This is a genomic window from Sphingopyxis sp. UBA6723 (assembly GCF_002454115.1).
Taxonomy (GTDB): Bacteria; Pseudomonadota; Alphaproteobacteria; order Sphingomonadales; family Sphingomonadaceae; genus Sphingopyxis.
In genome coordinates this window covers 31,372-55,469 of sequence record NZ_DKIH01000008.1, presented here as the reverse complement: position 1 = coordinate 55,469, position 24,098 = coordinate 31,372, and the positions used below count along the sequence as shown (strand labels likewise).

The following is a 24,098-nucleotide window of genomic DNA, read 5'->3' as shown; positions in this document are numbered from 1 at the left end:
CGACGATCCCCCTGCCGCAGCCCACCCCGCGCAGCACCGCGCCGCGCGCCGCCGCGCCATCGCGTCCCGCTGCGCCGCTGCCGCCGCCGCGCCGCACCCACAGCGCCTCGACGCTCGACGGCCATTGGGACCGCCGGTTGCGCAAGGGGTTGGTGCGCCCCGATCTCAGTATCGACCTCCACGGCCATACGCTGGCGTCGGCGCAGGCGCTGCTCGACGACGCGATCAACCGGGCACTGAACCGCGGCGCGCGCGTGCTGCTGGTGGTGGCAGGGCGCCTGCGCCCCGGCGCCGACCGTCTGCCGCAAATGCACGGCGATCCGCGCCCCCGCGGCGCCATCCGCGCCTCACTCCCCGACTGGCTCGCTTATTCGCCGCACGCCGACCAGATTGTCGCGTTACGCCCCGCGCATGTCAGCCATGGCGGGGCAGGCGCGGTCTATGTGATTTTGCGGCGCTCAAGAGAAGATTGATGTCACGCAAAGGCGCAAAGGCGCGAAGAAAAATCTCACACAAAGACACAAAGATGACGGCCTAGGCGGGCGCCGCTGGTTGAGGTCCGCGCGAAGCGCCCTCTTCCGCAATCGCCTGCGGCGGCAAGTTTCCACAGCCCGATCAGGCTGCCCTCTTTGTGTCTTTGTGTGAGATTTTTCTTCGCGCCTTCGCGCCTTTGCGTGAGACCATTCTAATCCAGCAAAGCCCGCATCAAAATCCCGCGGTAAATTGCGGTCAGCTTGTGCAAATCCGCCACTGCCACCGCCTCGTCGAGCTTGTGCATCGTCGCATTGGTCAGCCCGAATTCGACCACCGGGCACAGCGCGTGCAGGAAGCGCGCGTCCGACGTCCCTCCGGTTGTCGACATCTCCGCCACCACATCGGTCTCGGCATGGATCGCCTCGGCAACCAGCCCTGACAATTCGCCCGGTGGGGTCAGGAACGCCTCGCCCGAAATCTTGCCCAGCACCTTCGCGGCGGGCTCGACCCCATGCGCGATGCGCTCGATCATCGCCACCAGATCGGCGCCGCGATGCTGGTCGTTGAAGCGGATCGACAGCCGCGCCCGCGCCGACGCGGGGATGACATTGGTCGCGCCATTGCCGACCTCGATATCGGTGAATTCGATGTTCGACGGCTGGAACCAGTCATTGCCCTCGTCCAGCGCCACCGCGTCGATCGCCGCCATGATCCGCACCAGCTTGGGGATCGGATTGTCGGCGAGGTGCGGATAGGCGACATGCCCCTGCGTTCCCGGCACGTCGATCCAGATATTGACCGACCCGCGCCGCCCGATCTTCACCATGTCGCCCAGCCGGTTCACCGACGTCGGCTCGCCGACGACGATCATGTCGGGCACGATCCCGCGTCCGGCCATATGCTCCATCAGCGCGCGGGTGCCGAAAATCGCCGGGCCTTCCTCGTCGCCGGTGATGATCAGGCTGATCGTTCCGGCATCGACCGGCGTCGCGGCGGCGGCCGCCACAAACGCGGCGATCGATCCCTTCATATCGACCGCGCCGCGGCCATAGAGCAGGTCGCCGCGGATCTCGGGCGCAAAGGCATCGCCGGTCCAGCCCACCCCCGGCGGCACGACGTCGAGATGCCCGGCAAAGCCGAAATGGACGGGGCCGCTGCCCCGCCGCACTGCGAGCAGATTTTCGACCGGCCCGTCGGGCTCGATCCCGTCGATAAAGCGCTCGACGGTAAAGCCGAGCGGGATCAGCGCCGCCTCCAGCACATCGAACACCGCGCCGGTCGCGGGGGTGACGGAGGGCGCGGCGATCAGCGCCTGCGCGAGTTCGACGGGATCGATGTGCATGGTCATGCCGCTCCTTACCCGTTCGTGTCGAGCGAAGTCGAGACACGTTGGCCTCGACGCATCTCGACTTCGCTCGATGCGAACGGCAAGAAGGCGGTGGAGGACTGCCATGCCCAAACTCGACCTCGCCGCCATCCCGCAAACCAACGTCACCGGCTATCCCGCGCCCTATGATGCGCCGGTTCAAGGCCGCTGGTACCGCCGCCTCGCTCCCGCGACCGGCCTCAGCGATTTTGCCGCCAGCCATGTCGTGCTGAAACCCGGCGCCTGGTCGTCGCAGCGCCACTGGCACGATAGTGAGGACGAGATGCTCGTGATGATTTCGGGCGAGGCGGTGCTGATCGAGGATGACGGCCGCTGGCCGATGCGCCCCGGCGATATCGCGGTGTGGCCCAAGGGCAGCACCAACGGCCATCATCTGATCAACGAATCGGACGCCGACTGCGTGTTTGTCGCGCTCGGCGGCGGCAAGAAATATGACACCGGCGGCGGCTATTCCGATATCGACATGCTGTTCGGGCCGGACGGCTATTTCCACAAAGACGGGACGCCTTATCCGACGAAGCGGATTCCGTGAGCGGGTGATGGCGGTTTTTGGGGTGGCAAAGCCCAGGTCTGCTAGCTTCGTCATCCCGGACTTGATCCGGGATCCATAACCGCGTCGTCGTCGTGGATCCCGGATCAAGTCCGGGATGACGATGAGGGGAAAATCCTCCCTGTCGCGAAGCGATGGGGAGGGGGACCATCCGAAGGATGGTGGAGGGGCGGCGACGTCGCGTTATGGCCCCTCCGTCAGCGCTCCGTGCTGCCACCTCCCCATCGCTTCGCGACAGGGAGGATCAACGCCCGCAACCGGTCGAAACCAGCCCCTTACCTCACCCCTCGACCGGCCCCTCAAACTTCTCGATGATCCAATCCTCGGCCTGCGCGCCGCCGATCCAGTCCTGCATGCACTTATGGCTGATCACCGCCTGCATGTAGGCGAGGGCAAAGGGCGGCAGCGGGATCGAGTAAGTGATGAAGCGCGTCACCACCGGCGCGAACATCATGTCGGCGGCCGACCAGTCACCGAACAGATAATCGCCTTCGCCGCCGAATCGCGCCCGCGCCTCGGCCCAGATCTGCAGGATGCGGACGACATCGGCCTGCACTTCGGGCAGCAGCGGCGCGGCGGGATAGATGCGGCGGATGTTCATGCTGTGCTCGCGGCGCAGCGCCGCAAAGCTCGCGTGCATTTCGGCCGCCATCGACCGCGCCATCGCGCGCGCCGCCATATCGTCGGGCCAATAGCCCTTGGTGCCACCGGTCTTTTCGTTGAGATAATCGATGATCGCCAGGCTGTCCCACACGACGATGTCGTCGCCGTCCCACAATATCGGAACCTTGCCCCCCGACGGTGCGAACTCGTCGCCCTCGCGCCGCTGGTTCCATGCCTCGTCATAGAGCGGGACGGTGACCTCTTCGAACGGCAGGCCGCTGTGCTTGGCGGCGAGCCAGCCGCGCAGGCTCCAGCTGGAATAGGCCTTGTTGCCGATGAACAGTTTCATGGGGTCTCCCTAACCCCTCTCCCCTTGGGGGAGAGGGTTGTGCAGGCTTGGCAGCTTGCTGCCTAGCCGAAGCTGGGTGAGGGGTGCGACGCTGGCGTCCTTACCCTCACCAAGTTGCGGTAGGCCCGACTTTGTCGGTCCAACCTTCACTATCCTCTCCCTCAAGGGGAGAGGAGCGAAAGTCAAACTTCCACCGCCTCCAGCACCGCCGTGCGTAGCTCGGCGATTCCCAAGCCCTTCTCCGACGACGTCATAATCACCTCGGGATGCGCCGCGGCATGTTTGCGCGCCTCGGCTTCGGTCGCGGCATGAACCGCGGCCAGCTCACTCGCCTTGATTTTGTCGGCCTTGGTCAGCACGATGCGATAGCTGACCGCGGCGGTATCGAGCATTTCGAGGAATTCGCGGTCGACATCCTTCAGCCCGTGGCGACTGTCGATCAGCACCAGGGTGCGCTTCAGCACCTGCCGCCCGCGCAGATAATCGTTGATCAGATAACGCCATTTCTTGACGACATCCTTCGGCGCCTTGGCAAAGCCATAGCCGGGCATGTCGACCAGCCGGAACACCAGCGGTTCGCCGACGTCGAAATAATTGAGCTCCTGCGTCCGCCCCGGGGTCACCGAGGTGCGCGCGAGGCCATTGCGATTGGTCAGCGCGTTGAGCAGCGACGATTTGCCGACGTTCGACCGGCCCGCAAAGGCGATTTCGGGCATGGTCGGGTCGGGCAGGTGCTGGAGCGCCGGCGCCGATTTCAGAAAATTGATCGGCCCCGAAAACAGCTTGCGCGCGCGCTCGCCGCGTTCGGGGTCGGCACCCGGCGCAAGGTCTTCGCCGTCGCTCACGTCGTCGCCTGCGCCTTCAGCGCCGGGAACTTGCGGTACATCCACTGCTGCTGCGCGATCGACAGGATATTGTTGGTGATCCAGTACAGCAACAGGCCCGCGGCGAACGGCGCCATGATGAACATGAACAGCCACGGCATGATTTTGAACACCTGCGCCTGCACCGGGTCGGCCGGGGCGGGGTTCAGGCGGAACTGCAACCACATTGTCACGCCCAGGATCACCGCCATCACGCCGATCGCCAGGATCGACGGCGGGGTAAAGGGCAGCAGGCCGAACAGGTTCAGGATGTGCAGCGGGTCGGGCGCCGACAGATCCTTGATCCACAGGATGAACGGCTGGTGGCGCATTTCGATCGCCAGCATCAGCACCTTGTACAGCGCATAGAAAATCGGGATCTGGATCAGGATCGGCAAACAGCCGGCCAGCGGATTGATCTTTTCATCCTTATAGAGCTTCATCAGCTCCTGCTGCATCTTGGGCTTGTCGTCCTTGAAGCGTTCCTGCAGCGCCTTCATCTTCGGCTGCACGACGCGCATCTGCGCCATTGACGAAAATTGCCGGTTGGCGATCGGGAACATCAGCAGACGGATGATCAGGGTCAGTGCCATGATCGCGACGCCGAAATTGCCGACCTGCAGGAACAGCCAGTGCAGCAGCTTGAAAATCGGCACCGCGAAAAATTCGAACCAGCCCCAATCGATCGCGTTCGACAGGCGGGTGATGCCCAGCTTGTCCTGATAGGTTTCCAGGATCTCGACTTCCTTGGCCCCGGCAAAGATGCGGCTGGTCGTCGTGACCTGCTGGCCCGGGCCGACCTGCGCAAAGTCGCGCGCGAACAACGTCTGGTAATTATTGGTGCTCGGTGAGCTGATCGCCGCGGTGACGCGCTCGCCCTTGGCCGGGACGATCGCGGCGAGCCAGTATTTGTCGGTAAAGCCCAGCCAGCCCGCGGCATTATAGCGCACGGTGCGGTTCGGGGCTTCCTCCAGATCCTCATAATCGGTGTCGAACACCGATTTGCCATCGAGATAGCCGGTCGGCCCGACATGGATCGTCCAGCTGTCGACCTCATGCGGGTCGGTGGGTTTGCCGAGGCGGTCGATCAGCGCAAAGCTGCTCGCGCTCACCGGAGCGGTACCAGCATTGGCAATCGTCTGCTTCGCGGTGATCAGGTAATTGGCGTCGATGCTATATTCGATGCGGAACGTCTGGCCGGTCGTGTTGGCCCAGCTCAGCGTGACCGGGGTCGTCGGGGTCAGCTTGCTGCCGCTCGCGGTCCACAGCGTCGTCGGCCCGGGCACCTGAACGCCCTGCGCCGACCAGCCGATGCTGGCGAAATAGGCGGCCTTGGTCCCGCCCGGCGCAAACAGCCGCACCGGCGGCGAATCCTTTTTGATCGTCTGGCGATATTTGGTCAGCGTGATGTCGTCGATGCGCGCGCCGACCAGATTGATCGAACCCGCCAGCGCCGGGGTGGCGATCGGTATCCGGTTGCCTTCGGCCAGCGCCGCTTCGACCGGGCGGATCGCCTGCGTCGCGGGGGCAGCAGGGGCGGTGGCGGTCGGCAGCGCGCTCGGCTGGCCTTGCGTGGCGGGCGTGGTTGCCGGGGTGCCGTTGGCGCCTGCGACCGTGGTCGTCACGTCGGGCTTGGCGGGGGTCGGGAAAAACTGCGCCGAGACGAAATTCCAGCCCAGCAGGATGGCCACCGACAACAAAATTGCCGCGATCAGGTTACGCTTGTCGTCCACGCCGATTGGTCTCTCTTCGTCTCAAAATGTCGGGGAATACCGTTCAGGGAACGGGGTCGTGGCCATGGCCCCCCCAAGGATGGCAGCGCAATAGCCGCTTTGTCGCCAACCAGCCACCCTTGATCGCACCATAGCGCGACAGCGCTGTGATGGCGTAGGCACTACACGAGGGCGAATAGCGGCAGGTCGGCGGCAGGATGCGCGAGGGGCCGATCTGCCAAGCGCGGGCGATGAGGATGAGGAGTTTGGCGATCATTGGGAAAGCCCGGAAAATGGTGCAACTTCACGCGCGATTATCCCCATTTCGTCACCCCGGACTTGATCCGGGGTCCATGCAGCGCCGGTGGTAATGGACCCCGGATCAAGTCCGGGGTGACGATGGGGGGGAAGCAGCGTCATCGCGCCAGTTTCTTCGCCGCGCGCATCAACGCCGAATCGAGCTGCTCGCCCAGCTCGGCAAACACGATGTCGTTACCCCCCGGCCGCCCGATCAGCACATGGTCCGCCCCGGCAATCCCCGATTCGGGAAGCGCCGCGCGGCACAGTTCGCGCAGCCGGCGCTTCATCCGGTTGCGGGTGACGGCGTTGCCGACTTTCCTGCTGACGGTATAGCCAATGCCCATCGCGTCATCGGCGTCGCCGCGCGGGCGGACGAGCAGGACAAAGCCGGGCATGGGAAAGCGAAGGCCGCGGTTGGCGGCCAGAAATTCGCTGCGTTTTGAAAGCGTTCGCACCAGTTTCACTGGCGCAGAAGCGTCAGCGGTCAGGCCGACAGCTTCTTGCGGCCCTGGGCACGACGGTTGGCGAGAATCTTGCGACCGCCGACCGTCGCCTTGCGGGCGCGGAAACCGTGGCGACGGGCGCGCACGAGGTTGCTCGGTTGAAAGGTACGCTTCATCGCGGTTGTCCCTAAATCTCTTGCAAGGCTCTAACAGAAAAGGGCCGCCAAACGTGGGCGGCCACTGATGGAGGCGCGGATAAGCGAGAGTCGGCGCAAAGTCAATCGGCATTGGCACGGATTTCCGGCGTTTCGCGCGCGGCCGCCGCCAGGGCTTCGCGTTCGCGGCGCCGCGCCGCGCTGGTTCGTCGCATCACCCGGTCGGTCCAGGCGGCGTAGCGCGGGTGGCGGCGCTTGAACCGCACATAGATCCGCTTCGCCCACGCACTGTTCTGGAGGCACAGCATCAGCCCGAGCGGGAACAGGATCAGAAAGCCGGGACCGGGGAGCACACCGACGATCGGCGAAATCAGGATCAGCAGCACGCCGAGCACGAACAGCGCCAGCCGCACCTGCGCGGTCGATCGCAATCGCTGGTAAAGGCTGCGTTTGGCCATGAGGACCGATGTGGGTAGAACTGCGCCGTGCGGCAAGACCAAAACAGTGGGGGCGCGGCCGCGACACACCCCGCATTCGCCCCGACCCAGCGGTCTTTTGGAACGCTTCGGCCAGCGCGCGACCGACATAAAGGAACGATCCTTTCACACCGCCGTTGCCAAAATATCGAAATGAGAGGGCGGTTGGCCCTTGTGCCGGAGAGAGAGAATGAAAAAGCTTCTGACGATTTTTGCGATCAGCGGATCGATGTTGTTCCTGTCGGCGTGCAATACCGTTGACGGTGCAGCAAAGGACGTTGAATCGGTCGGCGACTGTGCCGATGGTGTCCAGGGCAACTGCTAAGCGCTAGGAGCGCCCGACCCATGATGATCAGTTGAGCGCGACGAACCGCGCCATGTCGTCGCGCGTCAGATAGCGTACCTCGTCGAACGGGGTGCTGTTGGTCAGCGCGTAAAAGGCGCGCGCCTTGGCATCGTCCATTCCCATTTCGCGGTAATATCCCAGATATTCGGCGTGGACTGGATCGCTGGGGGCATAGTCGTTCGCCTCGCGCCCGCTATCGTCGGCCCAGCTATGCACCCCGAATTCGGCGTCCGCAGCGGCGCGTCGTGTCGTTCCTGCAAGCCAAAGCTCGACCGCGCCCGACCGCACCGACCCGCCCCTCGGCACGACGGTTTCCATCCCCGCGCGGCGGATCGCGCGCGCCAGGATCAGATTCGCGTGCTCGTCGAGGCTGCCGGGACAGTCGACCATTTCCAGCCGCTTGAGCCCCGGAAACGCCGCGAGCATTGCCGCGAACTGGCGCGGCGTCGCCGAGGTCACGTCGCCCGCCATGCGCACCGTGGCTGCGTCGATCACGGCAAAGGGACCATAATGCGCCTTGGCCCGGCCCAGCGTGGCCAGCGTCGCGCTTGGTGCGTAACGCCGCGTTGCCGCCATATCGACGTCCTCGGCCAGCGCGTCGTCGTCGAGCAACGCGGCCTCGTCATCGAAGACCGCGCCGTCGTCATCAGCGTCGCCGACTTCTTCCCACGTCCAGCTGACTGTCGTTGTGACCGTCAGCCCCTGCTGCGCGTGCGCCGGGGCGAACGCCAGCACCGCCGCGCAAAGCGCGACGAATAGGGTGCGAACGAGGGCGACGGGCGAAACCATGCCCCCGCTATCGCGCGGGCGCGGCTACCAAGGCGTCAAGCGGCGCGGTGATCGCGCCATTAACCCCGTTACGGGACGCCTAGTTTTGCTCGCACAGCGCGACCAGCTGGTCGGCGCACGCACCCCAGCCGTCTTCAAAGCCCATCTCGCTGTGCCGCCGCGCCGCGTCCTCGTCCCAATGGCGCGCGGTCGCGGTATAGCGGGTGCCGCCCGCTTCGGCGGCGATTTCCCAGCACCCGACCATGAACGGCGCGGCGGGCATATATTGCCCGTCGGCGCCGACCACAAAGGCGTCGGTCGACACGAAGCGGACGCCCGGCGTCACGTCCAGAAAAATCCCCTCATGCGGATGCTCCTCGCCGTCGGGGCCGTGCATGACGACGCTGGTTCGCCCGCCCGCGCGCCATTCCTGGACCAGAAACTCGGCGCGCCAGGGCAGCGGGCACCACCATTCGGTCTGGCGCTCGGTCAGGACGTGCCACACTTTTTCGGGCGGCGCGGCGATGTGGCGGGTGATGGACAGCGCCCATCCATTGTCGGCAGTGGCGGTCATGTCAGTCTCCTTGGAACAATCAATCGCGGCCCGACACGTCGAACGGGAAAAAACTGCGGTACGGGCGGGCTTCCTCAATGCATCGCGCCACGCTCGGCCGCGCGAGCAGGCGGGCGCGATACGCCCGCACCCGCACATACCGTGGGTCGATCGGATGCACCCAGTCGGCATAGAACAGCGCGGGCGCCGCCGAGCAGTCGGCCAGCGAAAAGCCATGCGGCGTCGCCCAGCCCTCATTGGGCAGCTGCGTTTCGAGCCAGCCATAGGCCTTTTCGAGCAGATCGCGGGCGCGCTCGACGCGAACCGGGTCGGGTGTTTCGGTGATGAAGGGCAGATATTCGGCAACCACCGCCTGAAAACGGGCCTGGAAATGATTGTCGAATATCCGGTCGAAAAACCGGATGGTCAGTGCCGTCTGCGGGTCGGTGGGGATCAGCCGGGGCTCCGCAACCATCTGATCGAGATATTCGATGATGATGCTCGATTCGAACAGCGGTCGCCCGTCGTGGACGATCAGCGGAAATTGCCCGACCGGCCAATGCGCCTTGAGCTCCTCATAGTGGGTGAAAGGCGCTTCAATTTCGAGCGCGCGATAATCGAATTCAATGCCCTTTTCATACAGCGCGATCAGCGCCTTCCACGCGTAGGACGAAAAGGGGTGGCCATAGAAAATCAGCATCGCTCAGCCCTTCACCGCGGCTTCGATCGCCGCAATGTCGATCCTGGTCATCGTCATCATTGCCTCGAACGCGCGCTTGTTCACCGCCGGGTCGGGGTGCGCCATCGCGTCGGTCAACACGCGCGGGGTGATCTGCCAGTTCAGACCCCATTTGTCCTTGCACCAGCCGCACGCGCTTTCCGCGCCGCCATTATCGACGATCGCGTTCCACAGCCGGTCGGTCTCTTCCTGGGTTTCGGTGTGGACCTGAAAGGAAAAGGCCTCGCTGTGCGGAAAGATCGGGCCGCCGTTGAGGCCGATGCATGGCACGCCGAGCACGGTGAATCCGACGGTCAGCACGTCGCCTGCCTTGCCGCCGGGGAAATCACTCGGTGCGCGGTGGACGGCGCCGACATGGCTGTCGGCAAAGGTCGCGGCATAGAAATTCGCCGCCGCTTCGGCGTCCTTGTCGTACCACAGGCACAGGCTGACGGGGTGTCGGTTCGTGCTCATCTGTCTCTCCTTGTTTCGTGCGCCTCTCTGGCGGGGAGGCGCGTCAGCGCTTGCGCGGCCCGACAAAACCGATGGCGGCGCCCTGCGGGTCGATCGCGTTCATCGCATATTCGCCGCCGGGAATTTCCATCGGCTCGTTGGTCACGGTGCCGCCGTTGGCGGTCACCGCGGCATGGGCGCGGTCGATGTCATCGACCCCGATGTAGAAATTCCAGACCGGTGCCGGATAGCCCTCCATCAGCGGCATCACCGCGCCGATGCCGACGTCGCCGCGCTGGATGAAGCGGTAGGCGCCGAGTTCGCCCATCGGCATCTCGCCCTCCTGTCCCAAGCCGAAATGCCCGGTGTAGAAGGCGATGGCGGCGTCAGGATCCGACGTTGCCAGCTCGTTCCAGCGGAACCGCTGCGGCTCGGTCATCGAAAACACGTCGCTTTCCATGCCTTCCATGCCTGGGGACGGCACTGGCGCCATGACATAGAAGGCTGCGCCCTGGGGATCGGTCACCATCGCAATGCGCCCGACGGGCAGGTCGGTCGCGGGCATATGCACCGCGCCGCCGTCGGCGGTGATCGCGGCCAGCGCGCCATCGACGTCGGCCACTTCAAGATAGCCGAACCAGCCGGGCCGCGCGCCGCCAGCCAGCATATCGGAGTTGAGCGCCAGCACGCCCCCCGCGTTGCCGCCATCGGCGCGCCCGATCATGCGATAATCCATGGCGCCCGCGGCGGGATCGGCGTGGGGGGCGATCGTCCAGCCGACGACCGCACCGTAAAAGGACGCGGCGCCGGCGGGGTCGCTGGTCATCAGTTCGTACCAGATGAAGTTGGCGGGTTTGTTCATTGTCTCTCTCCTCTCAATCCTCCCTGTCGCGGAGCGATGGGGAGGTGGCAGCGCGGAGCGCTGACGGAGGGGCCATGGCGCGACGTCGCAGCCCCTCCACCACCGCTTCGCGGCGGTCCCCCTCCCCATGGCTTCGCCACAGGGCGGATGGTTGCATCACGCCTCGACGATCGGCGTAAAGCCGCCATAGATCATGCGTTTGCCGTCGAACGGCACTTCGGTGCCGTCGGGCTGCATCCGCTCGTCGGCCATGACCTTTTCCCAGCCCGCGACGCGCGCGTCCTTGCTCGGCCATTCGACCCAGCTGAACACGACGGTTTCGCCGTCCTGCTTGTGCGCGGCGCGGGCAAAATCGGTCACCTTGCCGTCGGGGACATCGTCGCCCCATGCCTCGACGACGCGCGTCGCCCCATGGTCGCGGAACACCTGCGACGCCTTTTCGGCGAGCGCGCGATAGGCGTCCTTGTTGCCGTCGGGGACGGGCAGGACATAACCATCGGCATAACCCATCGCGCCGCCGCTGCTGTCATCGACGATCGAATCGAAGCCGCCGATGATCATCCGCTTGCCGTCGAACGGCATGTCGCCGCCCATCGCGGCCATCCGCGGGTCGCTCATCATCTTTTCGTTCGCCGCATCGCGCGTCGCCTTGTCGGGATATTCGAACCAGCTGAACACGACGGTTTCGTCGGCCTTCGCCTGCACCGCGCCCTTCAGGTCGTTGACCTTGCCGTCGGGGACGTCGTCGCCCCACGCCTCGACCATTCGCGCCACGCCGAACTCCTTGAACAGAGGGGCGGCATCGGCGGCATGTTTGCGATAGGCTTCCTTGTTGGCGGTCGGCACCGCCACGACAAATCCTTCGACATAGGTCATCTTGTCTCTCCTTGGGGGGGGGTAGGGAAATTCAGGCCGCGACCGGCTCTTTTTTTAACGATACCAGCTGCGCGTCCATCGCGCGCGTGAAGGCGGGGCGTGCCGTGCAGCGATCAAGATAGGCGGCGAGCCGCGGATATTCGGCGATCAGCCCCGCCTCGACGCCTTCGCGCAGCACCGTCGCCATCGCGATGTCCGCGATGCTGAAGTCGCCGAGCAGATAGTCTTTGTCGCCCAGCGCATCGGACAGGCGGCCAAAGCGGGTGCGGATAAAGTCGATCAGGCCGGGGCGGCGCAGCTTCGCCCATTCCTCATCTTTCGAAAAAATATCGACATTGCCCAGTTCGAACATCATCGGCTCGACGCTGTTCAGCGCCGCGAACACCCAGGCGGTGGCGTCGGCGCGGCCTTGCGCGTCGGTCGGCAGCAACCCCGCATCCTTTGCCGCCAGATGCAGCATGATCGCGCCGCTTTCGAACAGGGTGATGGCGCCATCGCGCAACACCGGCACCTGCCCCCAAGGTTGCAGCCGATAATGATCGGCCGGGCGATCGATCGCGCTGATCAGTTTTTCGGCATAATCGATCCCCAGCTCCTCGCACGCCCAGCGCGGGCGCAGGTCGCGGACAAAGCCGCGCGCGAAGTCGGGAACCCAGTCGAAGGCGACGATTTCGATATCGGCATTGGGATTGACGGGCATGACTAGTCTCCTTTCGAATGGTTGGCGTAGGCGGCAAGCTGCGCCGTCAGTGCGCGCCCGAACGCGGGACGCTGAGTGCCGCGTTCGACATAGGCGGTCAGCTTGGGATGGGCGGCCAGCATGGCGGACGGCGCGGCGCGCAAAACGTCGATCATGATCAGGTCGCCGATGCTAAAGACGTCGTCGATCCAGTCGCGGTCGCCCAGCGCGCGCGCCAGTTGCGCCAGGCGTTTTTCGGCGAACGGCCGCGCGGCATCCATCGCGGGCTCCCGCCAGTCCTGCTCCGCGCCCGTGACGCTCAGAACGACCAGCGTCTGTAGCGTCGGTTCGACGCTGTTCAGCGCCGCGATCATCCAGCTGATCGCGCGCCCGCGCTTCGCCGCGTCGCGCGGCAGCAATCTTCCGTCCTGCTCGCCGATGTGGAGCAGGATGGCGCCCGATTCGAACAAGGTCACGTCGTCCTGCTTGTAGACGGGAACCTGTCCGAACGGCTGGTCCGCCAGATATTCGGCGGGCTTGTCCTCAAAGATGCCGCCGATCAGCCGCTCGCGGTACGGGCGGTCGATCTCTTCCAATGCCCAGCGCACGCGCAGGTCCTTGATCCGCCCTTCGGCGAAGGGCGGCACCGATTGATAGGCGGTGATTTCTATCCGCGCATTGGGATCGACGGGCATGGTCTAGCTCCTCTTCCCTTTGATGTACGCGACGATCGACATCGCGTGGCCGTGGCCCAGGTCGAAATCGTCCTTCAGCCAGTCGATCACCGCGCCGGGCTTGACCCCGGGGGCGAGGCCGGTTTCGTCGGCCAGACCCTTGTCGATCGCGATCGCTTTCAATGCTTCGGCGGACTTGCCGGTCTTGGCTTCGACATTGTCGAGATAGGCCTGGAAACTCATCATCGGTCTCCCGTCGGGAGGGGAACGGCGGCCGTTACAAGCGTGGCCGCCCGGTCCCCTCCGCGGCTCGGTCAGGCGGTCGCTTCGGCGGGCTCGCCGGCGGGGATCGCGGCGGGGTCCATCCACATCACTTCCCAGATATGGCCGTCGGGATCTTCGAAGCTGCGCCCGTACATGAAGTCGCCATATTCCTGGGTCGGGGTCGGGTCGGGCTTGCCGCCTGCGGCGGTCGCCTTGGCAACTTGCGCATCGACTTCGGCGCGGCTGTCGGCGGACACGCAGAGCAAGACCTGCGCGCTCGTATGCGCGTCGGGGATCGCCTTCGACGTGAAGGTCGCCCATTTTTCATGCGTCAGCAGCATGACGTGGATCGACCCTTCGGCGACCACCATACACGCGGCGGTCTCGTCGGTGAAGGCGGGGTTGTTGACCGCGCCGACCGCTTCATAAAAGGCCTGCGACCGGGCAAGGTCGGTCACCGGCAGGTTCACAAAAATCATCTGGGGCATCGTCTCTCTCCTTGGGGGGGTAGGTTGGGGTACGTCAGCGCGGGGGCGCCGTCGGGGCAATTACCTGGCGCGTCATTGCACACCTCGCGGTTCAAACAACATGCGGACATAACGCTTCAGATGGGTGACGCTTTCCCGCGCAATCGCCGGGTCGTTCGTCGTTTTGGCCAGGATGAAGCTGCCCTGCAGCACCGCCTGGATATGCTGCGCCAAACCGAGCGCGGTGACGTCTTCCGGCGCGCCGTAAACTTCCATTGCGGCTGCAACATCGGGGGCGAGAGCTTCGCAATAGGCGTTGATGCTCGCCTCGCACGCGGCGCGGATCGGCTCGCTCGTCGCAAAGGCTTCCTGCACCATCGTGCCGACGAAGCAGGTGAAATCCTCGACCGGACCGTCGAGCATCGCAAAGCGGAAATCGATATGGCCGATCAGCCGCGCGAGCGGATCATCCAGCTTCGTGTGCGGCGGCATCTCGAACATCGGTCGCGCGCGCTCGGTCCACGCTTCGGCGGCGGCGACTGCCAACGCTTCCTTCGACGCGAAATGGTGGAAAAATGCGCCTTTGGTGACCCCGGCGGCGGCGCAAATCTGGTCGACCGTCGTCGCGGCATAGCCCTGCCTGCGCACCGTCGTATGCGCCGCGGCGATCAGCGCCGCGCGCGCACTGCCGCGCGGGGCGCGGGCCGCGGCGATACCGGCCCCGACGCCCGCCACCGCCTTGTCGGCGCGGCGGGCCTCGGGGGTGGAAGGGGGCTGATTCGGGTTCATGCGGGCTGACATACCGACTGGTTGGTATGTTGTCAAATGCCGATCCGACCCCACGCTACGCGGCACCTTCGTCCACATCCGCACCGGTACGAAAAACGACTCGACCTCGCCGCGCTTTGCCGCCAGAAGTCGTGAGAACAAACAGGGGACATTGATGGTCGCGATCGTTTCCACCGTCGCCTATCTCGGGCTCGAGGCGCGCGGGGTCGAGGTACAGTGCCAGATTACCCCCGGCCTGCCGCGCTTCGTCGTCGTCGGCCTGCCCGACAAGGCGGTGGGCGAAAGTCGCGAACGGGTGCGCGCCGCGATCGCCGCGATCGGGCTGGCGCTGCCGCCCAAGGTTATCACGGTCAATCTATCGCCCGCCGACCTGCCCAAGGAAGGCTCGCATTACGACCTACCGATCGCGCTCGCGCTGCTCGGCGCGATGGGGGTCGTCGATCCCGAGACGCTGAGTGCTTATGTGGTGGTCGGCGAACTTGGCCTCGACGGCCGCGTCGCCGCATCACCCGGCGTCCTGCTCGCCGCGCTCCATGCGGGCAGTCAGGACCGCGGGCTGATCTGCCCGGTCGCGCAGGGGCCGGAAGCGGCGTGGGCGGGGAATGTCGAGGTGCTCGCGGCACCCGACCTCCTCTCGCTGCTCAACCATTTCAAGGGCAATGCGCTGCTCCCGCCGCCGCGCCCGGGCGAGGTTGAGCAACCGCGGCGCATGGCCGATCTGGCGCAGGTCAAGGGGCAGGAGGTCGCCAAGCGCGCGCTCGAAATCGCCGCGGCGGGGGGACATAATCTGCTGATGGTCGGGCCGCCGGGGGCGGGCAAGTCGTTGATGGCGGCGTGCCTGCCGGGAATTTTGCCCGAGCTTGACCCTGCCGAAGCGCTGGAGGTGTCGATGATCGCCTCGGTCGCGGGCGGGCTGGAGGGCGGGCGGTTGATCCGGGCGCGGCCGTTCCGCAGCCCGCACCATAGCGCGTCGATGCCCGCGCTCGTCGGCGGCGGGCTGCGCGTGCGGCCGGGCGAGGTCAGCCTCGCGCATCTCGGCGTGCTGTTCCTCGACGAACTCCCCGAATTTCAGCGGACCGTCCTCGATTCGCTGCGCCAGCCGCTCGAGACGGGCGAGGTCAGTGTCGCGCGCGCCAACGCGCATGTGACCTTTCCGGCGCGGGTGCAGATGGTCGCGGCGATGAACCCGTGCCGCTGCGGGCATCTTGGCGATCCGGCGCTGGCGTGCAGCCGCGCCCCGCGCTGCGCCGCCGATTATCAGGCGAAGGTGTCGGGCCCGCTGCTCGACCGCATCGACCTGCATGTCGAGGTGCAGGCGGTCAGCGCCGCCGACCTCGTCCTGCCGCCCCCCGCCGAGGGCAGCGCCGAAGTCGCCGCGCGCGTCGCGGCGGCGCGCGCGCGCCAGACCGCGCGCTACGCCGACCACAAGGCGCGCACCAACGCCGAAATCGACGGCGAACTGATGGAGGCCGTAGCTACCCCCAACGAAGCGGGCCGCAAGCTGCTGGCGCAGGCGGCCGAGGCGATGCGGCTGTCGGCGCGCGGCTACACGCGCATCCTGCGGGTGGCGCGGACGATCGCCGATCTGGCCGGGGCGGAGGCGATCGGGCGCATTCATATCGCCGAAGCGCTGAGCTATCGGCGGCAGGCGCCGCGCAACTGATGCTGACCTTTGAAGCCGACATCATTGAATGGCGCGGCCCGCCGCCCTATCTGTTCGCGCCGGTCCCCGATCATCTCGTCGGTGAGGTGCATTATGCCGCGCGCGAGGCGAGCTATGGCTGGGGCATGGTCCCGGTGACGGCGCAGATCGGCGGAACCGAATTCACCACTTCGCTGTTCCGGCGCGATGACACCTATGTCCTGCCGATCAAAGTCGCGGTTCAGCGCGCCGAGGGCTTGGGGCTGGGCGATCGGGTCGCGGTGACGATGGAGATCAGCCGCGTCATCCGGCGCTGAGGTCGCGGTGGAGCGCCGTGCATTGCCGCTATCGACCAGTTGCGGACGTAACCACTAGCCAGCCCCTCCCCTTCAGGGGAGGGGCAACGAAGACTTGGCAGCTTGCTGCCTAGTCGTAGTGGGGTGGGGGCCAGCGGCGTAGCGCAGGGCTTCTGGCCCCCACCCGTTGCGACTAACGAACAAGTTCGTAAGTCTCGCTGCCCTCCCCTGAAGGGGAGAGCGTGATTGTTTCGCTACGGCAGCTTCCCTCCCCGTAGCGGTCCTTCCCCGTAGCGGTCGTTAGCCCAGTGTCAGATGCCCAGCGCCGACTTGTTCTCGACGACTTCGAGCGGCGGCGGCGCTTTGACGGCTCCCGCGCCGTGGCGGCGATGCGCCAGCTTGCCGTCGATCTTGCCGCCATTTTCGATCGTGATATTTTCATAGACGACATCGCCGGTGATCCGTGCGGTGGCGTGGACGATCAGCGTCTTGGCCTCGATCGACCCGTCGACCAGCCCCGCAATTTTCGCGGTCTCGGCGACGACGGCTCCCTTGATCTCGCTCGCCTCGCCCTGGACCAGGTTGGCGCATTTCAGATCGCCGTCGATCTTGCCGTCGACGTGCAGGTCGACGCTGGCGGCGACATTGCCGGTGACGACGACGTCCGATCCCAGGATCGAAAAGGTCGTGTGCCGCGCGCCGGTCGCCATCTTAGCGGGCGCCACGGGCGGCAGCGACGGATCCGACTCGCTGCCTTGCGTCGTCTTTGACTTCGAGAACATCGGCTTTGGCCTCCAGGAAGCGGCGCGGGTTGACCGCGACACCGTTTAGACGGACTTCGAAATGCAGGTGGCTGCCGGTTGAACGACCGGTCGAGCCCATTTTGGCGATTTGCTGACCGGCGGCGACTTGCGCCCCGACCTTCGATGTAAAGCCCGACAAGTGGGCATATCGGGTCATGATGCCCTGACCATGATCGACCTCGACGACATTGCCATAACCCGATTTGGTGCCGACGAAACTGACGCGGCCGGGAGCGGCGGCAAGGATCGGGGTGCCAATCGGACCGCGGAAGTCTAGCCCCGAATGCATCGCGGCGCCGCCGGTGAAGGGATCGCTGCGATAACCGAAACCCGACGACATCATCAACACGTCGGCGGGGTTGCCCGACGGGACGGCGACGAGGGTGCGTTCGAGCACTTCCATACGGAACAACGCACCTTCGAGCGCGGCAAACGAGGGGCCGAGCGACTTCGCTTTGCCCATGCGGCCCTTATACGGAATGAACGGACCACCGCGGCCGGTTGCGGCGCCGCGTATGATCGCGGTGGGATTGAGCCCGAGCTGCGCCACGGCCGTTTCGGCATTGGCGGCGCGTTCATTGACCGCGGCGAGCAGGCGCGTGGACAGCGCCTCCTGACGCGCGGCGACGCGCGCGAGCGCCTGTGCCTCGGGGGGGAGGCTGGGGTCGATGGCACTGGTTTTCAGGGCAGGCTGGGCGGTTTCGCCATTCGTGTCGCTCACGCCTTCGGCAATCGCGGCGGGCTCCGACCCGAAATATGTTTTCTGCCACTCTTCGAGCTGGTTCTGCCGCTCTTCGAGATCGGCGGCGGTTTCGGCGACGCGGTCGCGATATTGCGCGATCCGCTTTTCGGAAGCAGCAGCCGCCGCGGATTGCTGCGCAACGGCGGCGCGTTCGTCGGCGGTGAGCAGCTGGTTGACCAGCACCGCGAGCGTCGCGCCAGCCCAGGCAAGCAGCACGACGGCAGCGATCAGCGCGACGCGCTTTTGCCAGACGGCGCTGATCCGCAGGAACCGGACATGACCATGCGTGCGAATGAAGATTTCATGGTCCTGAAACAGCGCGTTAAAGCGCTGGCGCCAATGGCGCAGACCCGTAGATTTCGATGACAAGTGGCGACCCCATCTTGTTGTTCTGTGGAGCCCTCCGCCCCGATTGATGGGCGCCTTAACAGGCCGTTTGCGGCGCGGCGAATCTTTGCGGGGCGACTCGCGCTGAGTCGAACCGGCCATGCGGTGAACGGTGTCAAACGACGGGAACGCTGCCATTTTGGCGAGAAATCCGCCGCGAATCGCCGAAATATATTGACGGCTTGCTTACCAATTTTTGCTAGGGCCAAGCGCATGGATTCCATGGTCGAAACCGCCGCTCCGGGCACTCACGACGCGTCCGGGGCGCCGCCCTCGGCCCGCACGACGCGCCCGCGGTCGGCGGTCAGCGCGGGGGTAGGCATTGTCGGCCTCGCGGGGCTGGTCGGATATTTGCTGCTCGCGCGCTACGCGCCCGACATCGCCGCCTTCCTCGGTATTGATTGGGGTACGCGCGGGCCGATGAACGGCCCGAACTCGGCGATTGCCAGCGTGCTGGCGTGCGGGGTGCCGATGGTGCTGTGGTCGGTGTTTGTCGACAAAGTGCACCGCAATCCCTCGACCGGGATCGACTGGGCGCAGCGGCGTCCGTGGCGTGAAACGGTCGATATCAGCCTGACCAAGCTTGCCGGGCTGTGGGCCACATGGGGGCTGATCGCGCTGATCTATGCGACGATGCGCTATTATTGGACGGGCAATTACGCCTTTTCGATGGATCTGCTTGAACGGGTGGCGCCTTGGCTGCTGCTCGTGTCGGTGCCCTATATGCTGTGGCTCGACCGCCGCATGGTCGAACCGCGCGACGGCTGCTATCAGTTCGGCCGCTGGCTGATTGCGCCCGGCCAGCCGGTCGACGGCCGCGCGATCGGCCATCATCTGCGCGCCTGGGCGGTGAAGGGGTTTTTCACCGCCTTCATGCTGTCGATCGTGCCGGGGAATTTCTCGGCGCTGGCGACCGTGCCGATGAACGAGGTGCTGGCCAATCCCTATATGACGGGCATCTGGACACTCAATTTCCTCTATCTGATCGACGTCCATATCGCGACGGTTGGCTATATCCTGACCCTGAAACCGCTTGATGCGCATATCCGCACCGCCAACCCCTATGGCATGGCGTGGGTCGCGGCGCTGGTTTGTTACCCGCCCTTTATCCTGATGAGCGGCGGCCCGCTCGACTATCAGGTCAATGGCGCCGACTGGGGGCATTGGCTGGCGGGCCATGAGACGTTGCTGATCGTCTGGGCGGTCGTGCTGGCGCTGCTGACCGCGATCTACAGCTGGGCGACGATGGCGTTCGGCATCCGCTTTTCGAACCTGACCCACCGCGGCATCATCACCCATGGGCCGTACCGCTTCACGCGGCACCCTGCCTATGTATCGAAAAATCTGAGCTGGTGGGTTGGCGCGATGCCCTTCCTCGTCACTGCCGGTGGCTGGGTCGAAGGCGCGCGCAATGTCGTGCTGCTCGGGCTGGTCAGCGGGGTCTATTATTGGCGGGCCAAGACCGAGGAGAAGCATCTCCTCGCCGATCCCGCCTATGTCGCTTACTGGAACTGGGCGCAGGCCAACGCCTTTGTCCCGCGGCTGATGGCGCGGCTGACAGGGCGCGAACGTCCGCTGATCCGGCTCGAACCCGACGAGCGCGTCGGACCGGTCGCTTGAAATCTCATCCTCCCCATGGTTTCGCCACAGGGAGGATGGAGCGGACTCAGAACTTCACGCTGGCTTCGACCCCATAGATTCGGGGTTCGTTGACGTAGCTGGTGATGTTGTTGAAATCGATGCCGCCGGTCGGCGATTCGTCGTTGGTGATGTTGCGGACGAATCCCGCGACATCGAAGCGGTCGGTGCGATAGCCGACGCGCAGACCACCCTCGATCATCCTGTCGTCCGAGAACTCGACCGACTGATAGAGGAAGAACTGGATTTTCGAGCGGTAATACCAGTCGGTGAAGGCGTAGATCGCGCCGTTGCCGACGGGGAATTCATAACCCGCGGTCCAATTGAGCGTCCATTTGGGCGACTGCGGAAGCTGATTGCCGTCGATCGAGAAGATGCCGGGGCTGCCGGCGCGCGCCGGGTCGAGCACGGTACATGGCGTTGCCGAGCCGCAGCCCGCGACAAAAGCGTTGGCGTCGTCGATCTCCGCGACGTTCCACGCCCCGCCGACCGAGAAGGTCAGGCCGCGAGCCGGCGCCGCCTGCAGTTCGGCCTCGATACCATGGCCCTTGGCGTCGACGTTGAGCAGGCTCGCGACATTCGACGTGCCGCCGACCGCGGTGAGCTGCAAATCCTTGGTATCGAAATAATAGCCGGTCAGGTTGAAGCGGACGCGGTCGTCGAGGAACGCGGTCTTGATCCCCGCTTCATAGGACATCGTCTCTTCCTGATCGGCGGTCGAGATCGTCCGCGAAAAGGTCAGGCGGCCCTGCACCGACGGCGCACGGTAACCGCGCGCGACACGGGCGTAAAAGGTGAAGGCGTCGGACGCCTCATAGGTTGCGCTGGCGTCCCACGTCAGCAGCTTGCCCTTGACCGTCGCGGCCTGCGGCGGGACCGGCGTGTTCGGATTGACGACGAAGTCCGGGCGCGTTTCGACCGGACGCGACGCGACGAAATCGCGCGTGTCGTGATTGTAACGCGCGCCGGCTTGCAGCTTAAAGCCGTTGTCGAACGCGTAGTTGACCGAACCGAAGATGCCATAAGCCTCGCTGTCCTGGCGTTGGATCGCGATCGCGGACGGGGCCGCATCGGTCGGGCCGCCGAACTCGAAGCTTGAGATGTCCAGCTTTTCGTCAAAATAGAAGGCGCCGAACTGGTAGCCGAGCCCGCCGCTGTTGTTCGACGCGATACGGATCTCTTGCGTGAACTGATCGAGGCTGGGGACATTGTCCTGGCTTTGCGCCTGGAAGGGGATGAGCCCCGGACCCGACACTGGCAGGAAAACCGCGCCGAACCCGCCGTCTATGTCGCCGCGGCTGCGGAAGTTGCCGTTCCAATAGGAGGTGATCGAATAAGCGGTCACCGGCCCGAAATCATATTCCAGGTTCAGCCCGACATTATAGGTGTTGAGCTTCTGGAAGTTCAGGCCGTCCTGATAGACCTTGTCGCGCTCGAACTCGGTGCCCGCGCCGCCGAGGCCGACGAGCTTGTTGCTGCCGGGTACCTGCGTGTTGGCGCGGAAGATGATCGCCGAGCCGTCGTAGATGCGGACCTGACCGGTCACGCGGCCGGTAAAGGGGCCATTTTCATATTGGAGCTGGAGCCGCGCGGCGATGTCGTCATAGCCGCCGAGATCCTTGGCTTTCGTCGTCGCGATATTGTCGACCCAGTTGTCGCGATGTTGGAACAGGGTCGACAGGCGAACCGAGAAGCCGTTGTCGTCCGCGGCGCCCGCCGCGACCTCGACCTGGGTGGTGCCGTAGCGACCATAGCTGGCGCGGGCATAGCCGCCGGTCTTGCCGGGCTTGACGGTGTCGAATTTGACGATGCCCGCCGGCGTGTTGCGACCGAACAGCGTGCCTTGCGGCCCGCGCAGCACTTCGACACGATCGAGGTCGAAGATCGGGAAACCTTTGAGAATCGGGTTTTCGAGCACGACGTCGTCATAGACGAGGCTGACCGGCTGCGACGCGTTGAGGTCGAAATCGGTGTTGCCGAGGCCGCGGATATAGAAGCGCGGGAAGGTGCGGCCGAACGAGCTTTCGATGTTGAGGCTGGGGACGCGGCCCGCGAGCACGCGCACGTCGCTGCCCGACGAGGTGATCGCGTCGAGCGTGCCGCCCGACAACACGCTGACCGCAACCGGCACGTCCTGCAGGCTTTCCTCGCGGCGCTGCGCGGTGACGATGATGTCGCCGAGCCCGCTGTCTTCGGCGGCGGCAGGCACATCTTGCGCGGCGGCGGGCGCGGCCCAGCCAGCCGAGGCGAGTGCAAAAGCTATAGCGGTGGCGGAAGGAAAGTGGCGCATGGGCAAGCTTCCTGAAACAGAGTGACGATGGGAGAGGCGAAAGACCAACTTCTCTTTGGCTTTCGGCGCGCGCACGATCAATCGCGGAAGCGGGCGCTGCTGACTTTCGTGTCAGCAGTGTTGCGCAATTGCTGCACTTTTGGGACGAAAATACCCCTAGAAGCTGAGCTCGTCGTAGATTTTCGACAGGTCGTGGTTCCACGGTCCTTCGTAGCGGTCCATCAAATCATGCGCGGGCGATTTGCCGCTCTTGGCGATGCGGCGCAGCGGTTCGAGGAAGCCGACTTCATTGTCGCCCATCGAATTGACCTCGCCGCGCGCGGCAAGGCCCGCCGCCGCGATGTCGAGCACGCGGTGGGCAAGCTCGCCCACCGTGCCACCGCCGGGAGCCGGGGCGTCGAGCCCTTCGCTGGGAACTGTGTCGCGCAGCAGCTGCTGGTCCTCGATGCTCCAGCCTTTGACCAGATCCCACGCGGCGTCGAGCGCACCCTGATCGTAGAGCAGGCCGACCCACAAGGCAGGGAGCGCGCAGATGCGGTTCCACGGGCCGCCGTCGGCGCCGCGCATTTCGAGGAAGCTTTTCAGTCGCACTTCGGGGAAGGCGGTTGAGAGATGATCATTCCAGTCGGAGATCCTCGGTTTTTCGCCGGGGAGCGCGGGCAGATCGCCCTTCAGGAAGTCACGGAAGCTTTGCCCCGCGGCGTCGATATATTTGCCATCGCGGAAAACGAAATACATCGGCACGTCGAGCATATAGTCGACATAGCGTTCGTAACCGAAGCCCTGCTCGAACACGAAGGGCAGCATCCCGGTGCGCGCCGGGTCGGTGTCGGTCCAAATATGGCTGCGATACGACATGAAGCCGTTGGGCTTGCCCTCGGTAAACGGCGAACTGGCGAAGAGCGCGGTCGCGATGGGTTGCAGCGCCAGCGACACGCGGAATTTCTGCACCATGTCGGCTTCGGAGGAATAATCGAGGTTGGTCTGGATGGTGCAGGTGCGCAGCATCATGTCGAGCCCCATGCTGCCGACGCGCGGCATATGGTCGAGCATGATCTTGTAGCGCCCCTTGGGCATGATCGGCAGTTCGGCGCGCGTCTTGTCGGGCCACATGCCGAGCCCCAGGAAGCCAAGCCCGAGTTCGGCGCCGACTTCCTTCACCTGTTTCAGGTGGCGGCCGGTTTCGGCGCAGGTCTGGTGCAGATTTTCGAGCGGCGCGCCCGAGAGTTCGAGCTGCCCTGCGGGTTCGAGGCTGACGGTGCCGTCGCTACCGGCGAGCGCAATCACCTTGCCGCCCTCGATCACGGGTTCCCAGCCGAAGCGGGTGAGCGCCATGAGCAGGTCGTGGATGCCGCCGGGTTCGTCATAGCTGGGCGCGCGGTGGTCGGCGGTGCGATAGACGAATTTTTCATGCTCGGTGCCGATGCGCCAGCGGTCCTTGGGCTTTTCGCCATTGATCATGGGGACCGCGAGCTGATCGCGGCTTTCGACGATGGGATCGTTGCTGTCCGAAGCGGTGCGCGTGCTCATGTCGCGCCA

General features: G+C 65.1%; 29 protein-coding genes and 1 pseudogene. 6 read left to right on the top strand and 24 right to left on the bottom strand.

What is annotated here, in order from left to right:
- Nucleotides 1-473 (top strand): Smr/MutS family protein (locus B4F07_RS06190; RefSeq protein ID WP_349681314.1); only part of this gene is annotated, 473 nt, incomplete at its 5' end.
- A 212-nt stretch (nucleotides 474-685) separates the two neighbouring features.
- On the opposite strand, the gene dapE is transcribed toward B4F07_RS06190, so the two are convergent.
- Entirely contained in the window at nucleotides 686-1,822 is a 1,137-nt protein-coding gene (gene dapE, locus B4F07_RS06185; RefSeq protein ID WP_293699384.1) for a succinyl-diaminopimelate desuccinylase, read from the bottom strand.
- A 103-nt stretch (nucleotides 1,823-1,925) separates the two neighbouring features.
- Here dapE and B4F07_RS06180 point away from each other — a divergent pair, with 103 nt between their 5' ends.
- Complete coding sequence (locus B4F07_RS06180; protein ID WP_293699382.1) at nucleotides 1,926-2,393, top strand: cupin domain-containing protein; 468 nt, start codon at nucleotides 1,926-1,928, stop codon at nucleotides 2,391-2,393.
- Between the two features lie 298 nt (nucleotides 2,394-2,691).
- Here the strand turns inward: B4F07_RS06180 and B4F07_RS06175 are convergent, their stop codons facing one another.
- From B4F07_RS06175 to B4F07_RS06145, 7 genes are all read right to left on the bottom strand, one after another.
- Entirely contained in the window at nucleotides 2,692-3,363 is a 672-nt protein-coding gene (locus B4F07_RS06175) for a glutathione S-transferase family protein (RefSeq protein WP_293699380.1), read from the bottom strand.
- Nucleotides 3,364-3,545: 182 nt separating this feature from the next.
- Nucleotides 3,546-4,208, bottom strand: a complete 663-nt coding sequence (gene yihA / locus B4F07_RS06170; RefSeq protein WP_293699378.1) for a ribosome biogenesis GTP-binding protein YihA/YsxC — start codon at nucleotides 4,206-4,208, stop codon at nucleotides 3,546-3,548.
- Nucleotides 4,205-5,959 (bottom strand): membrane protein insertase YidC, encoded by a 1,755-nt coding sequence (gene yidC / locus B4F07_RS06165; RefSeq protein ID WP_293699376.1) that lies wholly within the window; start codon nucleotides 5,957-5,959, stop codon nucleotides 4,205-4,207. The genes yihA and yidC overlap by 4 nt, the downstream gene beginning before the upstream one ends.
- A 43-nt stretch (nucleotides 5,960-6,002) precedes the next feature.
- Nucleotides 6,003-6,215, bottom strand: a complete 213-nt coding sequence (yidD, locus tag B4F07_RS06160; protein ID WP_293699374.1) for a membrane protein insertion efficiency factor YidD — start codon at nucleotides 6,213-6,215, stop codon at nucleotides 6,003-6,005.
- A gap of 139 nt (nucleotides 6,216-6,354) precedes the next feature.
- Nucleotides 6,355-6,693, bottom strand: a complete 339-nt coding sequence (gene rnpA / locus B4F07_RS06155) for a ribonuclease P protein component (protein ID WP_293699372.1) — start codon at nucleotides 6,691-6,693, stop codon at nucleotides 6,355-6,357.
- 29 nt (nucleotides 6,694-6,722) lie between these two features.
- Nucleotides 6,723-6,857, bottom strand: a complete 135-nt coding sequence (gene rpmH / locus B4F07_RS06150; RefSeq protein ID WP_039570342.1) for a 50S ribosomal protein L34 — start codon at nucleotides 6,855-6,857, stop codon at nucleotides 6,723-6,725.
- A 101-nt stretch (nucleotides 6,858-6,958) separates the two neighbouring features.
- Nucleotides 6,959-7,294 (bottom strand): hypothetical protein, encoded by a 336-nt coding sequence (locus tag B4F07_RS06145; protein WP_293699370.1) that lies wholly within the window; start codon nucleotides 7,292-7,294, stop codon nucleotides 6,959-6,961.
- Nucleotides 7,295-7,502: 208 nt separating this feature from the next.
- Here B4F07_RS06145 and B4F07_RS06140 point away from each other — a divergent pair, with 208 nt between their 5' ends.
- A complete protein-coding gene (locus B4F07_RS06140) occupies nucleotides 7,503-7,637 on the top strand; it encodes an entericidin EcnA/B family protein (RefSeq protein WP_293699368.1) in 135 nt (44 codons plus the stop codon).
- A 27-nt stretch (nucleotides 7,638-7,664) separates the two neighbouring features.
- Here B4F07_RS06140 and B4F07_RS06135 read toward each other — a convergent pair whose 3' ends face one another.
- The 12 genes and pseudogenes from B4F07_RS06135 to B4F07_RS06080 all read right to left on the bottom strand — a co-directional run bounded on the left by B4F07_RS06135 (nucleotide 7,665) and on the right by B4F07_RS06080 (nucleotide 14,761).
- Entirely contained in the window at nucleotides 7,665-8,447 is a 783-nt protein-coding gene (locus B4F07_RS06135) for an alpha/beta hydrolase (RefSeq protein WP_293699366.1), read from the bottom strand.
- A gap of 79 nt (nucleotides 8,448-8,526) precedes the next feature.
- Nucleotides 8,527-9,000: an SRPBCC domain-containing protein gene (locus tag B4F07_RS06130; RefSeq protein WP_293699364.1), complete on the bottom strand. Its 474-nt coding sequence runs from the start codon at nucleotides 8,998-9,000 to the stop codon at nucleotides 8,527-8,529.
- A gap of 19 nt (nucleotides 9,001-9,019) precedes the next feature.
- A complete protein-coding gene (locus tag B4F07_RS06125) occupies nucleotides 9,020-9,679 on the bottom strand; it encodes a glutathione S-transferase family protein (RefSeq protein WP_293699362.1) in 660 nt (219 codons plus the stop codon).
- 3 nt (nucleotides 9,680-9,682) lie between these two features.
- Nucleotides 9,683-10,171 (bottom strand): VOC family protein, encoded by a 489-nt coding sequence (locus B4F07_RS06120; protein ID WP_293699360.1) that lies wholly within the window; start codon nucleotides 10,169-10,171, stop codon nucleotides 9,683-9,685.
- 43 nt (nucleotides 10,172-10,214) lie between these two features.
- On the bottom strand, nucleotides 10,215-11,012 hold the full coding sequence (locus B4F07_RS06115) for a VOC family protein (protein ID WP_293699358.1): 798 nt from the start codon (nucleotides 11,010-11,012) through the stop codon (nucleotides 10,215-10,217).
- A 156-nt stretch (nucleotides 11,013-11,168) separates the two neighbouring features.
- Nucleotides 11,169-11,522, bottom strand: a complete 354-nt coding sequence (locus B4F07_RS06110) for a DUF1428 domain-containing protein (RefSeq protein WP_293699406.1) — start codon at nucleotides 11,520-11,522, stop codon at nucleotides 11,169-11,171.
- A 69-nt stretch (nucleotides 11,523-11,591) separates the two neighbouring features.
- Nucleotides 11,592-11,888 (bottom strand): annotated as a pseudogene (locus B4F07_RS06105) (DUF1428 domain-containing protein); the annotation flags it as partial.
- 31 nt (nucleotides 11,889-11,919) lie between these two features.
- Complete coding sequence (locus B4F07_RS06100) at nucleotides 11,920-12,588, bottom strand: glutathione S-transferase family protein (RefSeq protein ID WP_293699356.1); 669 nt, start codon at nucleotides 12,586-12,588, stop codon at nucleotides 11,920-11,922.
- Between the two features lie 2 nt (nucleotides 12,589-12,590).
- Nucleotides 12,591-13,262: a glutathione S-transferase family protein gene (locus tag B4F07_RS06095; protein ID WP_293699354.1), complete on the bottom strand. Its 672-nt coding sequence runs from the start codon at nucleotides 13,260-13,262 to the stop codon at nucleotides 12,591-12,593.
- Nucleotides 13,263-13,265: 3 nt separating this feature from the next.
- Nucleotides 13,266-13,487 (bottom strand): DUF4287 domain-containing protein, encoded by a 222-nt coding sequence (locus B4F07_RS06090; protein WP_293699352.1) that lies wholly within the window; start codon nucleotides 13,485-13,487, stop codon nucleotides 13,266-13,268.
- Between the two features lie 68 nt (nucleotides 13,488-13,555).
- A complete protein-coding gene (locus B4F07_RS06085; protein ID WP_293699350.1) occupies nucleotides 13,556-13,993 on the bottom strand; it encodes a VOC family protein in 438 nt (145 codons plus the stop codon).
- 72 nt (nucleotides 13,994-14,065) lie between these two features.
- Nucleotides 14,066-14,761: a TetR/AcrR family transcriptional regulator gene (locus B4F07_RS06080; protein ID WP_293699348.1), complete on the bottom strand. Its 696-nt coding sequence runs from the start codon at nucleotides 14,759-14,761 to the stop codon at nucleotides 14,066-14,068.
- A 154-nt stretch (nucleotides 14,762-14,915) separates the two neighbouring features.
- Between B4F07_RS06080 and B4F07_RS06075 the strand changes: the two genes are divergently transcribed.
- Nucleotides 14,916-16,424 (top strand): YifB family Mg chelatase-like AAA ATPase, encoded by a 1,509-nt coding sequence (locus B4F07_RS06075; protein WP_293699346.1) that lies wholly within the window; start codon nucleotides 14,916-14,918, stop codon nucleotides 16,422-16,424.
- On the top strand, nucleotides 16,424-16,720 hold the full coding sequence (locus B4F07_RS06070; protein WP_293699344.1) for a DUF1905 domain-containing protein: 297 nt from the start codon (nucleotides 16,424-16,426) through the stop codon (nucleotides 16,718-16,720). Before B4F07_RS06075 ends, B4F07_RS06070 begins: the two co-directional genes overlap by 1 nt.
- A 290-nt stretch (nucleotides 16,721-17,010) precedes the next feature.
- Here the strand turns inward: B4F07_RS06070 and B4F07_RS06065 are convergent, their stop codons facing one another.
- Nucleotides 17,011-17,409 carry a bactofilin family protein gene (locus B4F07_RS06065; RefSeq protein ID WP_293699404.1) on the bottom strand — a complete coding sequence of 133 codons (399 nt, stop codon included), beginning with the start codon at nucleotides 17,407-17,409 and terminating at the stop codon, nucleotides 17,011-17,013.
- 1 nt (nucleotide 17,410) lies between these two features.
- Nucleotides 17,411-18,613 carry a M23 family metallopeptidase gene (locus tag B4F07_RS06060; RefSeq protein WP_293699342.1) on the bottom strand — a complete coding sequence of 401 codons (1,203 nt, stop codon included), beginning with the start codon at nucleotides 18,611-18,613 and terminating at the stop codon, nucleotides 17,411-17,413.
- A 231-nt stretch (nucleotides 18,614-18,844) separates the two neighbouring features.
- Between B4F07_RS06060 and B4F07_RS06055 the strand changes: the two genes are divergently transcribed.
- On the top strand, nucleotides 18,845-20,251 hold the full coding sequence (locus B4F07_RS06055; protein WP_293699340.1) for a methyltransferase family protein: 1,407 nt from the start codon (nucleotides 18,845-18,847) through the stop codon (nucleotides 20,249-20,251).
- Between the two features lie 46 nt (nucleotides 20,252-20,297).
- On the opposite strand, the gene B4F07_RS06050 is transcribed toward B4F07_RS06055, so the two are convergent.
- Together B4F07_RS06050 and B4F07_RS06045 are read right to left on the bottom strand one after the other, a co-directional pair.
- Complete coding sequence (locus tag B4F07_RS06050; RefSeq protein ID WP_293699338.1) at nucleotides 20,298-22,559, bottom strand: TonB-dependent receptor; 2,262 nt, start codon at nucleotides 22,557-22,559, stop codon at nucleotides 20,298-20,300.
- A gap of 156 nt (nucleotides 22,560-22,715) precedes the next feature.
- Nucleotides 22,716-24,089 carry a glutamate--cysteine ligase gene (locus B4F07_RS06045; protein WP_293699336.1) on the bottom strand — a complete coding sequence of 458 codons (1,374 nt, stop codon included), beginning with the start codon at nucleotides 24,087-24,089 and terminating at the stop codon, nucleotides 22,716-22,718.
- Nucleotides 24,090-24,098: the final 9 nt, after the last annotated feature.

Bases quoted from the DNA above. Each gene is read 5' to 3' on its own strand.
- dapE (WP_293699384.1), bottom strand. From the start codon at position 1,822: ATGACCATGCACATCGATCCCGTCGAACTCGCGCAGGCGCTGATCGCC.
- B4F07_RS06180 (WP_293699382.1), top strand. From the start codon at position 1,926: ATGCCCAAACTCGACCTCGCCGCCATCCCGCAAACCAACGTCACCGGC.
- B4F07_RS06175 (WP_293699380.1), bottom strand. From the start codon at position 3,363: ATGAAACTGTTCATCGGCAACAAGGCCTATTCCAGCTGGAGCCTGCGC.
- yidD (WP_293699374.1), bottom strand. From the start codon at position 6,215: ATGATCGCCAAACTCCTCATCCTCATCGCCCGCGCTTGGCAGATCGGC.
- rpmH (WP_039570342.1), bottom strand. From the start codon at position 6,857: ATGAAGCGTACCTTTCAACCGAGCAACCTCGTGCGCGCCCGTCGCCAC.
- B4F07_RS06145 (WP_293699370.1), bottom strand. From the start codon at position 7,294: ATGGCCAAACGCAGCCTTTACCAGCGATTGCGATCGACCGCGCAGGTG.
- B4F07_RS06140 (WP_293699368.1), top strand. From the start codon at position 7,503: ATGAAAAAGCTTCTGACGATTTTTGCGATCAGCGGATCGATGTTGTTC.
- B4F07_RS06135 (WP_293699366.1), bottom strand. From the start codon at position 8,447: ATGGTTTCGCCCGTCGCCCTCGTTCGCACCCTATTCGTCGCGCTTTGC.
- B4F07_RS06130 (WP_293699364.1), bottom strand. From the start codon at position 9,000: ATGACCGCCACTGCCGACAATGGATGGGCGCTGTCCATCACCCGCCAC.
- B4F07_RS06125 (WP_293699362.1), bottom strand. From the start codon at position 9,679: ATGCTGATTTTCTATGGCCACCCCTTTTCGTCCTACGCGTGGAAGGCG.
- B4F07_RS06120 (WP_293699360.1), bottom strand. From the start codon at position 10,171: ATGAGCACGAACCGACACCCCGTCAGCCTGTGCCTGTGGTACGACAAG.
- B4F07_RS06115 (WP_293699358.1), bottom strand. From the start codon at position 11,012: ATGAACAAACCCGCCAACTTCATCTGGTACGAACTGATGACCAGCGAC.
- B4F07_RS06110 (WP_293699406.1), bottom strand. From the start codon at position 11,522: ATGGGTTATGCCGATGGTTATGTCCTGCCCGTCCCCGACGGCAACAAG.
- B4F07_RS06100 (WP_293699356.1), bottom strand. From the start codon at position 12,588: ATGCCCGTCAATCCCAATGCCGATATCGAAATCGTCGCCTTCGACTGG.
- B4F07_RS06095 (WP_293699354.1), bottom strand. From the start codon at position 13,262: ATGCCCGTCGATCCCAATGCGCGGATAGAAATCACCGCCTATCAATCG.
- B4F07_RS06090 (WP_293699352.1), bottom strand. From the start codon at position 13,487: ATGATGAGTTTCCAGGCCTATCTCGACAATGTCGAAGCCAAGACCGGC.
- B4F07_RS06085 (WP_293699350.1), bottom strand. From the start codon at position 13,993: ATGCCCCAGATGATTTTTGTGAACCTGCCGGTGACCGACCTTGCCCGG.
- B4F07_RS06080 (WP_293699348.1), bottom strand. From the start codon at position 14,761: ATGAACCCGAATCAGCCCCCTTCCACCCCCGAGGCCCGCCGCGCCGAC.
- B4F07_RS06075 (WP_293699346.1), top strand. From the start codon at position 14,916: ATGGTCGCGATCGTTTCCACCGTCGCCTATCTCGGGCTCGAGGCGCGC.
- B4F07_RS06070 (WP_293699344.1), top strand. From the start codon at position 16,424: ATGCTGACCTTTGAAGCCGACATCATTGAATGGCGCGGCCCGCCGCCC.
- B4F07_RS06065 (WP_293699404.1), bottom strand. From the start codon at position 17,409: ATGGCGACCGGCGCGCGGCACACGACCTTTTCGATCCTGGGATCGGAC.
- B4F07_RS06055 (WP_293699340.1), top strand. From the start codon at position 18,845: ATGGATTCCATGGTCGAAACCGCCGCTCCGGGCACTCACGACGCGTCC.
- B4F07_RS06050 (WP_293699338.1), bottom strand. From the start codon at position 22,559: ATGCGCCACTTTCCTTCCGCCACCGCTATAGCTTTTGCACTCGCCTCG.
- B4F07_RS06045 (WP_293699336.1), bottom strand. From the start codon at position 24,089: ATGAGCACGCGCACCGCTTCGGACAGCAACGATCCCATCGTCGAAAGC.